Genomic DNA, 13,300 nt, shown 5'->3' with positions numbered 1-13,300 from the left:
TCAGCCTTCCATCAGGCGCGCGAGTCGCGTGGCGGAGCGCGAATGTTCGGCGACGACCTTCATCACGACGATCAGCCCCGGGCCGAGGAACAGGCCCCACACGCCCCACAGCGCGCCCCAGAACACCAGCCCGATGAACACCGCGGCGGCATTCATCCGCGCGGCGCGGCTCTGCAGCCAGGCCGCGACCGCGGTGCCGATCAACGTCGACACCACCACCAGGTAGGCCGCCGTGCCGATCGCCGCGCCGGCTGTGCCGTGCGCCAGAAAGGCCTCGGCCGCGCCGAACGCCGTCAGGATGCCCATGCCCACGTAGGGCACGACGTGCAGCACCGCGGCCGTCACGCCCCACATCGCCGCGTCGGGAATCTCGCCCCACGCGAACCCGGCCCACACCGCCAGGCCGATCAGCAGGTTGGTGACCAGCAGCACGCCCACGTAGATGCGGATCTGGCGCGAGCATTCGTGCAGCGCGCGGCAGGCGCGCGTGCGCGACTGCGAGCGACCGCCCCACAGGTCGATGAAGCGGCCGGCGAGCGGGCTGCCGCCGCTCAGCACGAAGAACGCGACGAACACGATGATCGTCAGGTCGCCGGTGAACTTCATCAGGATCGACGAGCCGTTCAGCGCGGTGTCGCGCATCCACAGCGTGACGGACTCGGTCAGCGTGTGCGCCGGGGCCGCGGGGATCAGCTTCTGGCGCGACGGCTTCGGCGGCGGCGCGCCGTTGGCCATGCCCTGGGCCGCGCGGTCCAGTTCCTGCAGCGCATCGCGTGAACGCTTGAGCACCGAATCGTCGTCGGCCTCGGTCGGCGTGATGCGCTCGGCCACCATGCGGATGATCTCGGGGCTGCGGTCCACCATGCGCAGCAGCTTGCCGCCGAAGGCCATCGACGCGAGCGCGGCGAGCGCGAGGAACAGCACCAGCGACAGCAGCACCGCGAGGATCTGGCTCCGCAGCAGGTGGCGCAGGCCGGCCACGACCGGCGCGACCAGCATCGCGAGCATCAGGCCGGCCACCACCGGCACCAGGAAGCGCTGGCCCCACCACAGCGCGCCGATCACCGCGACCGTCGCGATCACCGTGGCCGCAGGGGCCGAGCGCGGCAACGGCCCGGGGCCCCCGTCGTCGAGCGGGGACACGGTCTCGTCGACCGGCGATGCGACACTGTCGCGCACGGCCTCGACGGAAGGTTTCGCCGCGGGCGTCAAGGTGCCGGAGAGGGACATCGTGTGTGAAGACGGCGCACCGAGCGCCCTGTCCTCAACGCCGCAAGGCGCACGACCCCGCAGGGTGGTGCGCCTTCACACGGACGAGCCGTGAGGGTCGTGAGGATTACGGACGGATCAGGATGTCGTTCTTGACCGACTTCACGCCGTTGACGTTGCGGGCGATCGATTCGGCGGTGCTCTTCTCGCTCGCGCTCTTCGCGAAGCCCGACAGCTGCACGGTGCCGTTCAGCGTCTCGACGCTGATCGACGAGGCATCGACTTCCTTGTTGCCGACGTACTTGGCCTTCACCGCGGTGGTGATGGCGGCGTCGTCGACGTAGGCGCCCACGGTCGATTGATCGCGCGTCACGGCGCAGCCGGTGGCGGACAGCAGGGCGACGGCGGACACGATGGCGGCGAGGGTGTTGCGAACAAACATGTGGTTCTCCTTCAGTGTGTAAACGTTGTGGTGCAGGTGGTCGGCAGGAAGGTGAACATCAGGCCCCCACCCGTGCGGGCCCGTGTCGCGGAATCTCGTTCAATAAAACATGAACATCACTTGTTGCTGATCGCTTTCGCGCCCAGCAATCCGATCAGGACGACGGCGACGAACAGCACCAGGAACAGCACGAACAGGAACTTCGCGATGCCTGCTGCGCCGGCGGCGATGCCGGTGAATCCGAACACGCCCGCGACGAGCGCGATGGCGGCAAAAATGATGGCCCACTTCAGCATGTCGTTCTCCTTGGTGCGCGGTGGATATTCGATGACGCAACTCTATGGGCGGCCCCTGAGTCGATCCATCGGACGCTGGCGTGAGCGCGTGTAGGACGGAATGCTTTGCCGATCCGATGGGTTGAAAGCGTGTGTTGCGATCGGCAAAAAGAAGCGCGCCCGTGGGCGCGCTTCGAGAAGAAATGTCGACTGCTCAGTGCACGGTGAAGTCGGTGCCTGGCACGGTCGATGGTTGAACCGTCGGCGATGGTCTGGACGGTTCTGCAGGCGGTGCTGTTGTGGGTGCCGGTGTCGATGCGGAGGCCGCCGGCCGCGTGAAGTCCGCGATCGCGAGGTTGACCCAGCTGATGATCGACGCCAGGTCGAGTCGCGGCAGCACACCCGCCAACAACGCCCCGCCCGAGATCCAGCGCCATGGCTTCGCGCGGGTCAACAGCATGCCGCCGACGAATGCACCGGCCAGCAGCCACCACGGGTGCCGCTTCGCCAACGGCCCGGCCAGCTCCTGGCCGGCGTCGCGTGCGAACTCGAAGGTGGTGCGCCACGGATGGCCGGCCCACCAGCGGCGCAGCCAGCGCACAGCGATCGCGGCGGCGGGCAGGTCCGACAGCGCGTCGCCCAGCGTGCCGAGCCAGCCGGGTTCCTGCGGTGCACTGGGGGCATCCGGATCGCGCGGCGCACTCGCCTTCACGAGCGCATGGCGGATCGATTCGCGCGAAGCCGCGAGCCGTTCCTTCGGGCTCAACGCCCGCGTCGGCACGATGGCCGGCAGGCCCGGGTCGAGCTGGCCTTCTTCGACGTGGGTCATGTCGCGCCCACCTCGCCGAGCATGCGCGCATCGGCCTCGAACTGTTGTTGCACCGCAGCGAACGCGGGCTCGGCAGCAGGCCGCCGTGCGATCACGCCGGCCACCACCGCGACCACCGCCGGCACCGCCGGCGCAGCCCACAGCGCCCACACCGTGTCGGCCTGCAGCGAGGGCGTCACGGCCCACAGCATCAGCGCAACCCCTGCGAGCACCGCCGTCACGCCGACGCAGCACAGCGCGAGCGCGGTGAGCAGCAAGCGGACCGTCCAGCGGCTTTGCGCCTGGCGCGCTTCGCTGCCGATCAGCGCGGCATAGGCGCTCAGGTGATCGGCAACCAGTTCGGGCCGGGTCGCGACGAGCTTGATCAGCGGATGGATCATGGCAGGCACCGGAAGAGAGCTACAGCGGTGGACGGGATGCGGACGCGACAAACCCGGTCGCGGCGTGGTGCGCCGTACGACCGGGTTGCCCGGCGCCCACGGCGGGGATCACTGCTGGTTGTTGCGGCGCGCGCTTTGGATCAACGCGAGCAGGCCCATCAGCGCAGCACCGGTCGCCGCGGCGATCAGCACCGACTTGACGGGTTCGTCCTTCACGTAGCGCACGGTGGCGTCGCCGACCGAGGCGGCGCGCTCGCGCACGTGCGTCGCGGTGTCCTTGACCGCATCGACACCGCGGCGCGCCAGCGCTTCGGCCTGGCCGGCCAGGCGGGCAATCGTCGGTTCGGCCGTGTCACGGGCTTCCCCGATCGCGGTTTCGGCGCTGTCGAGCGCGGTGTTGGCAACACGGCGCGTGCTCTTGACCGCGCTGTCGGCCGAATCGGCCAGGCGGTTGACGGTGTCGCTCGCCTGGGTGCTGAGGTTGTCGGTCTTGAAGGTGGACGTGCTCATGGTTGTTTCCTTGAATGTGGTGTGTGGGATAACTAAGTTAGGCGAGGCGCAGCCTCGCCGCAAGGCGTGCCTAGGTGCCGCGCTTGATGAGGCCGAACAGGAAGGCGGCAACGGCCATGATCGCGAAGATGATGAAGAGGATCTTCGCGATGCCGGCGGCACTGGCCGCGATGCCACCGAAGCCGAACAGGGCGGCGATCAGCGCGATGATGAAGAACACGACGGCGTAGTACAGCATTCCTGGCTCCTTCGGTATGAGTGGTTGACGATGGACCGACTCTAGGAGCGAGGGCACGCGCGAGGAATGGGACGGCGAGCCGATGCGCTGTAGGAGGGGGCCGACGATGCTCGGCCCCGCCCTCGCAGCACCCGTCGGATCAGATTTGCGGCAGGGTGGCCTGGATGCGCGTGCCGCTGCCCGGCGTCGACTGGATGGCCATGCGCCCGCCCTCCGCCTCGACGCGGTAGCGCATGCCCAGCAGCCCGTGGCTGGACGGCCTCGCGACCTGCGTGTCGAAGCCGGTGCCGTTGTCGTGCACGTCGACCTCGGCCAGCGCGCCGCGCGCCTTCAGCGTCACGACGACCTGGCGCGCCTGTGCGTATTTCGCGACATTGGTCAGCGCCTCTTGCACGAGGCGGTACACCGTCAGCTCGCCCGACGGCTTCAGCGACACCGGCGCGAGATCGCTGACCACCTTGACGCCCGAACGCTCGGCGAATTCGCGGCCCAGGATCTCCAGCGCCGCCAGCAGCCCCAGGTTGCTCAGCGACGACGGCCGCAGGTCTTCGATGATGCGGCGCTTCAGCGCGATGCCTTCGTTCAGCGTGTCGTTCAGGTGCACCAGCCGCTCGGTGATGTCGGGCGTGTGGATCGTGATGCGCGACTTCAGGCGCGCCACGTCGAGCTTGGCCGCCGTCAGCAGCGCGCCCAGCTCGTCGTGCAGGTCGCGCGCGAGCCGGCTGCGTTCGTCCTCGCGGGCGGTCTGCAGATGCTGCGCCAGCTCGGTCAGCTGCGCGGTGCGCGCCGTCACCTGCACCTCCAGCAGGTCGCGCTCGGCCTGCAGCGCCTCCTTCTTGTGCACCCGCTCCTTCTCGAGCGTGTTCGACTGGCGCAGGTACATGAAGAAGGCCAGCACGCTCAGCGCCGTCATCGCGTTCACGCCGAGCCGGCTCAGCAGCAGCGTCTGGTAGACCTCGTCGCGGCGCGCCGCGATCAGCTTCGATTCGCGCGTCACCAGGCGCTCGGAGGCGAGGCGGATGCTCTCCATCTGCTCGCGCCCGATGTCGGTCTCGATGACCGCGCGCCAGGCCTCGTCGCGCCCGTCGGCACGCAGCTGCACCGTGGTGTCCATCTCGGAAACCTTGCGGCTGACCAGCGTCGCGAGCACGGTGAAATCGGCGACGCGGTCGGGCTCGTGCGCGTAGTACTCGCCGAGCGTGCGCAGCGTCTCGCCGATGTTCGCCATCGACGAGCGGTAGGGCTTCAGGTACTCGGGGCGGCCGGTGATCAGGTAGCCGCGCTGGCCGTTCTCGGCATCGAGCACCTGGCGCAGCAGCACCATGTTGCTGGTGCGGGCCATGCCCATTTCGCCCAGGCGATCGAGGGCGTCCACCGAGGTGCGGTACGCGGTCTCGCTGATGCCCATCAGCGTCAGCGCGGTCACCACCGCGAGCGGGAACGTGAAGGCACTGCGCTTGAATCGGTGAAAGAAGTTCTTCATGCGATTTTTCTGTGTGCCTCTAGAATCGATCGGAGTCCAACCACAGGGGACAGTCGCTCATGATCAAGATTGCCATCGTTGATGACCACGCGCTCGTGCGCGCCGGTCTGCGCCAGTATCTCGCGGAGCAAGTCGATCTGCAGGTCGTTGCCGAAGCTTCCAATGGCCGCGAAGCCCTCGACATCGTGCGCAAGGAACAGATCGACGTGCTGGTCATGGACCTGTCGATGCCGCAGCAGAGCGGCGTCGACGCGCTGGCCGCGATCCGCGCCCGCGAGCCCGACCTGCCGATCCTCATCCTCAGCGGTTTTCCGGAAGAGCACTACGCCACCACCTTGCTGCGCCAGGGCGCGAGCGGTTACCTGAACAAGGAGTGCGATCCCGAAGAGATCGTCACCGCGATCCGCACCGTCGCCCGCGGGCGCAAGTACATCACCCCGGCCGTCGCCGAACTGCTGGCCAACAACCTCGGCGGCAACGCGAACCGTCCGTTGCATGAGCAGCTTTCCGAGCGCGAGTTCCAGGTTTTCCTGCGGCTGTCGAAGGGCGAGACCATCGGCCACATGGCGGACAGCCTGTCGCTGAGCGTCAAGACCGTCAGCACCTACCGCACCCGCGTGATGGAAAAGATGAAGCTCGAGTCGAACAGCGACCTGACCTACTACGCGCTGAAGAACGGCCTGATCCAGTAGCCACGAGGCCGGTTCAAAGGGAGCGCTACAAGCTCCCCGAACTCGAATTCGCGGCCTCGCCCGAGGCCAGCCGCTGGCAGTAGCCGATCAGCGCATCGATCTCGTTCGACTTGTCGAACACCTTGTCCGCACCGAGCTCCAGGCACTTGCGCCGCATGTCGGGGGTCGCGTAGTTGCTGAGCACGACGAGCTTGGTCGACTCCGGCAGGTCGGTACTGGCCGACAGCACGCCGAGGCCCGACCCGCTCTTCAGGAAGATGTCGACGATCACCAGGTCGCAGCCGTTGCGTGGCTGCTTCAGCCAGTACAGCGCGGCGGCCTCGTTGTCGGCCGTGCCGACGACCTCGACGGCCACCAGTTCCTCGAGCGCCGCGATCAGGTTCTCGCGGATCACCGGGCTGTCTTCGACGATGTAGGTTTTCAGCATGTCCCGACTTCTGGATTTTTCTTCAACAGGCGAGGCACGCGCGGAAAGGACCTGCCTGCAAAGGTCACGGATCTTGCCATCTCCGCGGGAAACGTGACGGGAAGAGCCGCGAGGACGTCGACAGACATGCGCTCGATTGTATGAATCAGGCAACGCCGCCCCTGACGGAAGAGCGCGGGAGCGCATGTAGGAGGCAGCCTACAGGCGCGTCGCCGGCGTCTCGCGTAGGACAGCACCGACAGACGAAGGCCCTCTCGTCCGGCTGTGCCGGCGAGGGGCTCTCCCTAGACTCGTCCCCAGGTTTTCCGAATCTCGGAATCACGAAGAGCCGACGGGAGTGGCGAATGAAAAGACTGTTGATGTGGGCTGTGGGTGTGCCGTTCCTGGTGATCAGCATGGTCATGGTGTCGTTCAGCGACGGGCTGTCCACGCAGGTGGCGAGCCTGTCGTGGGCGCAACGACATTGACGGTGCCCGGCATGGCGCCTTCGGGGGTGGGCCGATGAATCCCTCGATCACCGTCTACGAAGGGTTCGATTTCGCGCTGCCGGCGGCAATCGAGGAGTTCGCCGGCGCGTTCTCGCGCTGGGACGCCCCGTCGCGCTCGGTGCGGCGTGCCCGCTTCAAGAGCGAGCTCACGCGCGCGACCGAAGAATTGCGCGCGTGCGTGCGACAGATCGAGACCTTCACCGATGAGCAGCGTTCGCTGTCGCAGGCGGCGCAGTGGCTGGTCGACAACTTCTACGTCATCGAGCGCATCCAGACCGCGTTGACGCAGCAGCTGCCCGACAAGGCGGTGCGCGGCCTGCCGGCCTACCAGACGGGCGGCCACCCGTCGCGCGCGCGCATCGAGCTGTTCTCGCACTTCTACCTCGAGGCCTGCGATTTCGACTTCGAGGCCGATGAACTGGTGCACGTGCTGGTCGAGTACCAGAAGGTGCACCCGCTGATGCTGCGCGAGCTGGCGCTGCTCGCGCCGATCCTGAACTTCCTGCTGATCCGCCAGCTGCGCGCCTGCGCCGAGCAGATCCTCGAGATCCACCGCGGCGCGCATGCGGCCGACCTGGTGTCCGATGCGGCGCTCACGCCGTCGAACGGCAACGCGCGCGGCCCGACGCAGAAGGCCTCGTCGGCCGTGCCCGACCTGAAGAACGCGTCGCCGGTGTTCCGCCAGGCCTACCTCGGCCAGCTGGCGCAACGCCGCCGCTACGACGACCCGGCCAGCATCGCCGGCGGCGCGCATGCCGAAGGCGTCGGCATCGTCCACCAAGCCGGCGCGATCGAAGACGACCTGGTCGTGCGCACGATGCTCGACGTGCGGGTGCGCAACATCTTCCGCAGCGTGAAGGCGATCGAGCTGAGCGACTGGGTCGACATCTTCGCGAAGACCTCGCTGGTCGACCGCGCGCTGCAGCGCAACAGCGTCTACGCGCGCATGGACCCCTCTTCGAAGGCCTTGTACCGGCTGCAGCTGGAGCGGCTGAGCCTGCGCGGCGGCCTGCCCGAGCCCGATCTCGCCGAGCTGGTGGTCGACCGCTTCGGCCGCCGCCGTGCCGAAGGCGACGAGGCCGGCCAGGAGGGCGAGGACGCCGACATCGGCCGCTGGCTGCTGTCCGACCGCCGGCCCGAGCTGGAGCGCAGCATCGGCCTGACGCCGAACCCGCTGCGGCGCATCGAGGACGCGATCCCGCACACCCGCCTGGTGCTGTACGCCGCGCTGGTGCTGGCGCTGACCTTCGCGTTCACCGTGCTGGGCTTCCGCGCCGGCTATGCGGAGCAGCACGTGTCGCTGCCGGCCTTCATCATCTTCCTGCTGGCGGTCTGGCCGGCCTCCGAAATCGCGGTGCTGCTGATCAACCGCATCCTCGGCCGGGTGTTCAAGCCGGCCCAGTTGCCGCGCCTGGAGTTCGCGCAGGGCCTGCCGCCGCAGTGCAAGACGATGGTGGTGGTGCCGACCATGCTGACCCAGCTCGACCAGGTCGGCCACCAGGTCGGCGAGCTGGAGCGCCACTACCTGTCGAACCGCGACGACCAGCTGCGCTTCGGGCTGCTGACCGACTGGCGCGATGCGCCCGACCAGTCGCTCGAGACCGATGCCGCGCTGCTCGCGCAGGCCCGCGAGGCGGTGGCGCTGCTGAACCTGCGCTATCCGCTGCCGTCGGCGAGCGCCGAAGACCGCTTCTACCTGTTCCACCGCTCGCGCTGCTGGAACGCGAACGAAGGCGCCTGGATGGGCTGGGAGCGCAAGCGCGGCAAGCTCGACGAATTCAACCGCCTGCTGCTCGGCGAGCCCGGCACCTCGTACGTCTTCGAAGACGGCACCGCCGAGCGCGTGCCGCGCGGCGTGCGCTACGTGATCACGCTCGATGCCGACACGCGCATGCCGGTCGGCTCGGTGGCACGCCTGGTCGGCACCGCCGCCCACCCGCTGAACCGGCCGCAGATCGATCCGCAGACCGGTCGCGTCGAGAGCGGCTACGCGCTGTTCCAGCCGCGCATCTCGTTCCTGCTGCCGCAGGCCGAGGACCACTCGGTGTTCCGCTGGATCTTCTCGAACGGTGCCGGCGTCGACCCCTACGCGGCCGCCATCTCCGACACCTACCAGGACACCTTCGGCGAGGCCACCTACACCGGCAAGGGGCTGTACGACCTGCAGGCCTTCCACACCTCGCTGTCGGGCCGGGTGCCGGAGAACGCGCTGCTCAGCCACGACCTGTTCGAGAGCGCGTTCGCGCGCTGCGCGCTGGTCAGCGACGTCGCGTTCTTCGAGGATTCGCCGTCGCACTCCGAGGTCGCGGCGGCCCGCTCGCACCGCTGGGTGCGCGGCGACTGGCAACTGCTGCCGTGGCTGCTGGGCGTGCGCGCCGAGCCGCTGTCGCCGCTGAACCGCTGGAAGATGCTCGACAACCTGCGGCGCTCGCTGCTGCCGATCGCGTCGTTCGCGCTGGTCGTCGCGGCCTTCATCGACCCGGCCGCGCAGCCGCTCGCGTGGCTGCTGCTGGTGCTGGCGTCGATCAGCCTGCCGGGATTGCTGGGCTGGTTCTCGGCCTTGTTCGCGCCGGTGCCGAAGGGCGTGCGCAGCAACCGGCCGGTGCAGCTGACGCGCGAGCTCGGCCATGTGGCCGGCCATGCGCTGATCGAGCTGGTGCTGCTCGCGCAGAGCGCCTGCGTGATGGCGGATGCGATCGTGCGGGCCATCTGGCGCACCTTCGTCTCGCAACGCAAGATGCTCGAATGGCGCACCGCCGCGCAGGCCAAGGCGGCCGCCGGCGGGCAGCTGCGGCAGTTCAGCTGGGCCATCAGCAGCGCGACGCTGCCGCTGATCGCGTCGAGCGCGCTGATCCTGCTGTTCAACCGCGATGCGATCGTCGCCGCGGCGCCGCTGCTGGCCGTCTGGTGGCTGGCGCCGGTGATCGCGGTCGCGATCAGCTCGCCGGTGCTGCTGGCGGGCCGGCTGGCCGGCGACCACGACCTGCGCGAGTTCCGCCGCGTGGCGCGCCGCACCTGGCGCTTCTTCGAGGACTACGTCGGCCCGGCCGACAACCACCTGCCGCCCGACAACGTGCAGTACGAGCCGGAAGAGGTGGTCGCGCACCGCACCTCGCCGACCAACATCGGGCTGTACCTGCTGGCGCTGACGCGGGCGCGCGACCTCGGCTGGCTGGCCGGTGGCGATTTCCTCGCGCGCATGAAGGCGACGCTCGGCAGCATGGCGAAGCTGGAGACCTACAACGGCCACCTGCTGAACTGGTACGAGACCCAGTACCTGCGGCCGCTGGAGCCGCGCTATGTGTCGTCGGTCGACAGCGGCAACCTCGCGGCCCACCTCGTCGTCGTCGCGCGCGCGCTGCAAGAAGAGCGCGAGCGCCCGGTGGTCGGGCCGGAGCGGCTGGCCGGTCCGCGCGACAGCTTCCTGGAGCTGCAGGCGGCGTGGCGCAGCGTGCGCGCCGGCGGCCCGCGCGGCGACAAAGGCAGCGCGCCGCGCGGCAACGTCAGCCCGGCCGAGATCGATCGCGCGGTCGCCGACCTCGGCACCAAGCTGCTGCAGGCCGATCCGGCGACGCCGGCCGATGCCGGCCGCGCGCTCGCCGGTGCCGCCCAACTGGCGCTGCACCTGAAGGAGCTGCTCGAGGCCTATGCCTTCGGCAGCGCCGACGGCGCCACGCAGGGCGCCGGCGCGTTGAAGCCGGTCGTCGACGAGGCGGCGCGGCTGTGCCATGCGCTGGCCGCGCACCTCGACGACCTGCAGCGCCACTGCCCGTGGGCGGTCGAGGCGGCATTCAGCACGCTGCAGCAGCAGGCGCCGGAGGTGTTCGCCGGCGCGCTCGGCAAGCTGCTCGCGCGGGTGCCCTGCGTCGGCGACGTGCCGGTGCACCTGATCGAGGTCGAAGCGGCGCTGAAGGCCGCGCAGCAGCGCGACGGCCAGGCGCCGGCCACCGCGATGCTGCTGGCCGCCGCGCTGAAGGCCTGCGCCGAAGCGCGTACCGCCACCGCGGTCTGGCTCGCCGACCTGGACGCCTGCGCGGCGCAGGCCGAGGCGGCCTGGCGCGGCATGCAGTTCGGCTTCCTGTTCGATGCGCGGCGCAAGCTGTTCTCGATCGGCTACCGCGTCGCCGAGCACCAGCTCGACGAAGGCCGCTACGACCTGCTGGCCTCCGAATCGCGGCTCGGCAGCTACCTGGCCGCCGCCAAGGGCGACGTGCCGGTCGACCACTGGTTCCGGCTCGGCCGGCACATGGGCCTGGTGGCCGCCGGCCCGGTGCTGATCTCGTGGTCGGGCTCGATGTTCGAGTACCTGATGCCGGCGCTGGTGATGAAGACGCCGCCCGGCAGCCTGCTGCACCAGACCTGCCACAACGCGATCGCCGAGCAGATCCGCTACGGCCGCGAGCAGAACGTGCCCTGGGGCATTTCCGAATCCGGCGTCAACGTGCGCGACGTCGAGCTGACCTACCAGTACGGCCCGTCCGGCGCACCGGCGTTGAGCCTGAAGCGCGGCATGGACCGCCAGCTGGTGGTCGCGCCGTATGCCACCGCGCTGGCCGCGCCGTTCGCGCCGGCCGAGGTGCGGCAGAACTTCGCGGCCCTGACCAAGCTGGGCGCGCTCGGTCCGCACGGCTTCTACGAAGCGATCGACTTCACCGCCGAGCGGCTCGGCGAAGACGAGAAGTGCGCCATCGTCAAGAGCCACATGGCGCACCACCAGGCGATGAGCCTGCTCGCGCTGACGCAACTGCTGACGACCGACAGCCTGGCCGATCGCTTCCACCGCGAGCCCGAGATGAACGCCTTCGACCTGCTGCTGCAGGAGCAGGTGGCCGGCTCGGTGGTGATCGCGCGCGACAGCACCGCGGCGCCCGAGCGCCACGAGAAGCTGGCCCGCCACTCGACGCAGCGCGTGCGCCGCGTGCAGGCCACCGACGTGCGGCGGCCGGCCGTGCACCTGATGTCGAACGGCCGCTACGCGACCGCGCTGACCGCCAGCGGCTCCGGCTACAGCGAATGCGCCGACCTCGACATCACGCGCTGGCGCGAGGACCGCGTGCTCGACGACTGCGGCCTGTTCATCTACCTGCGCGATGCCGATTCGGGCGTGCTGTGGGGCGCCACGCTCGCGCCGACCTTCAGCGAGCCCGATTACCAGGCGGTCGAGTTCGCCGAGGCGCGCGCGCAGTTCGACCTGCGCCAGCACGGCATCCGCAGCAGCCTGGAGGTGGTGGTCGCGCAGCAGGAAGACGCCGAGATCCGCACGCTGAAGCTGACCAACGAAGGGCACGGCGTGCGCCGCATCGAGGTGAGCGCGCTCGGCGAGGTGGTGCTGAACCAGCGCAATGCCGACATGGCGCACCCGGCCTTCTCGAACCTGTTCATCACGACCGAGTACGACGCGGCGCGCGGCGCGTTGCTGGCCACGCGGCGCCCGCGCGCGTCGCACGAGTCGTCGCCGACAGCGATCCTCGGCGCGGTGGTCGAGGGCACGCAGGCCGGCCCGCTGTCGTACGACACCGACCGCCGCACGGTGATCGGGCGCGGCCGCGGCAAGCGCGAACCGCTCGCGATGACCGAGCAGGGCGGCCTCGCGATGACGACCGGCGCGGTGCTCGACCCGGTGCTGTGCCTGCGCCAGACCATCGAGCTGAAGCCGGGCCAGTCGGCGCGCGTCGCCTTTGTGCTCGCCTTCGGCACCGACCGCGAGAGCGCGAGCCGCACCTGGCAGCGCCTCGGCTCGTTCAGCGCGCTGCAGCGCGAGATCTCGCGCTCGTGGGTGTATGCGCAGGCCAAGCTGCACCAGCTGGGTGTCGGCAGCGAGGAGGCGACGCACTTCCAGTCGCTGTCGGCCTACCTGATGTTCTCCGACACCGCGTTCCGCCCCGGCACCGAGTTCATGCGCGGCAACCAGCTGTCGCAGCGCGCGCTGTGGCGCTACGGCATCTCGGGCGACCGGCCGATCCTGCTGGTGACGATCGATTCGAACGACGACCTGCCGCTGGTGCAGCAGATGGTGCGCGGCCACCACTTCTGGAAGGCGCGCTCGTTCGAGGTCGACATCGTGGTGCTGAACGACCGCGCGACCTCGTACTCCGACGACATGCAGCACGCGATCGAGAACATGGTGCGGCAGGCCGGTGCCGGCCCCGACCCGCAGGCCGCCGGCGGCCGCATCTACGTGCTGCGCGGCGATCGCTTTCCCGACGACGAGCGCCGCCTGCTGATGACGCTGTGCCGCGTGCTGCTGCGCGGCGGCCAGGGCCTGCTGGGCGACCAGCTGCGCCGGCGCACGCCGCGCGAGGTGCTGCCGCTGCCGCAGGCGATGCC

The 13,300-nt window shown here is 69.5% G+C and carries 12 protein-coding genes; 3 read left to right on the top strand and 9 right to left on the bottom strand.

All coding sequences use genetic code 11. The features are described 5' to 3' along the window. The 8 genes from ACXJLU_RS00845 to ACXJLU_RS00810 form a co-directional block, all read right to left on the bottom strand. Entirely contained in the window at positions 1-1,230 is a 1,230-nt protein-coding gene (locus ACXJLU_RS00845; protein ID WP_457328627.1) for an AI-2E family transporter, read from the bottom strand. Positions 1,231-1,336: 106 nt separating this feature from the next. Further along, complete coding sequence (locus ACXJLU_RS00840; protein ID WP_457328626.1) at positions 1,337-1,651, bottom strand: BON domain-containing protein; 315 nt, start codon at positions 1,649-1,651, stop codon at positions 1,337-1,339. Positions 1,652-1,767: 116 nt separating this feature from the next. Next, the gene (locus tag ACXJLU_RS00835) at positions 1,768-1,947 is read right to left on the bottom strand and encodes a DUF1328 family protein (RefSeq protein WP_047584709.1); all 180 of its coding nucleotides are present in this window, start codon (positions 1,945-1,947) and stop codon (positions 1,768-1,770) included. A 193-nt stretch (positions 1,948-2,140) separates the two neighbouring features. Further along, positions 2,141-2,755 (bottom strand): hypothetical protein, encoded by a 615-nt coding sequence (locus ACXJLU_RS00830; protein WP_457328625.1) that lies wholly within the window; start codon positions 2,753-2,755, stop codon positions 2,141-2,143. Next, positions 2,752-3,135 carry a hypothetical protein gene (locus tag ACXJLU_RS00825; RefSeq protein WP_457328624.1) on the bottom strand — a complete coding sequence of 128 codons (384 nt, stop codon included), beginning with the start codon at positions 3,133-3,135 and terminating at the stop codon, positions 2,752-2,754. Before ACXJLU_RS00825 ends, ACXJLU_RS00830 begins: the two co-directional genes overlap by 4 nt. 108 nt (positions 3,136-3,243) lie before the next feature. Next, entirely contained in the window at positions 3,244-3,645 is a 402-nt protein-coding gene (locus ACXJLU_RS00820; RefSeq protein WP_457328623.1) for a hypothetical protein, read from the bottom strand. 70 nt (positions 3,646-3,715) lie between these two features. Further along, positions 3,716-3,883: a DUF1328 domain-containing protein gene (locus ACXJLU_RS00815; RefSeq protein ID WP_047500752.1), complete on the bottom strand. Its 168-nt coding sequence runs from the start codon at positions 3,881-3,883 to the stop codon at positions 3,716-3,718. A gap of 139 nt (positions 3,884-4,022) precedes the next feature. Beyond that, positions 4,023-5,366: a sensor histidine kinase gene (locus ACXJLU_RS00810; protein WP_457328622.1), complete on the bottom strand. Its 1,344-nt coding sequence runs from the start codon at positions 5,364-5,366 to the stop codon at positions 4,023-4,025. A 59-nt stretch (positions 5,367-5,425) separates the two neighbouring features. On the opposite strand from ACXJLU_RS00810, the gene ACXJLU_RS00805 reads away from it, so the two are divergent. After that, the gene (locus ACXJLU_RS00805) at positions 5,426-6,058 is read left to right on the top strand and encodes a response regulator (RefSeq protein WP_056805727.1); all 633 of its coding nucleotides are present in this window, start codon (positions 5,426-5,428) and stop codon (positions 6,056-6,058) included. Between the two features lie 25 nt (positions 6,059-6,083). Here ACXJLU_RS00805 and ACXJLU_RS00800 read toward each other — a convergent pair whose 3' ends face one another. Continuing rightward, positions 6,084-6,485: a response regulator transcription factor gene (locus ACXJLU_RS00800; RefSeq protein WP_073465655.1), complete on the bottom strand. Its 402-nt coding sequence runs from the start codon at positions 6,483-6,485 to the stop codon at positions 6,084-6,086. 344 nt (positions 6,486-6,829) lie between these two features. Here ACXJLU_RS00800 and ACXJLU_RS00795 point away from each other — a divergent pair, with 344 nt between their 5' ends. Together ACXJLU_RS00795 and ACXJLU_RS00790 are read left to right on the top strand one after the other, a co-directional pair. Then, positions 6,830-6,952 carry a hypothetical protein gene (locus ACXJLU_RS00795; RefSeq protein ID WP_255376863.1) on the top strand — a complete coding sequence of 41 codons (123 nt, stop codon included), beginning with the start codon at positions 6,830-6,832 and terminating at the stop codon, positions 6,950-6,952. Between the two features lie 34 nt (positions 6,953-6,986). Beyond that, a partial coding sequence (locus ACXJLU_RS00790; protein ID WP_457328620.1) for a glucoamylase family protein occupies positions 6,987-13,300 on the top strand: 6,314 nt, incomplete at its 3' end.

This window comes from Rhizobacter sp. P5_C2, assembly GCF_054049715.1.
The sequence above is the reverse complement of the archived record's forward strand: the minus strand, read 5'-3'. Positions and strand labels throughout refer to the sequence as shown.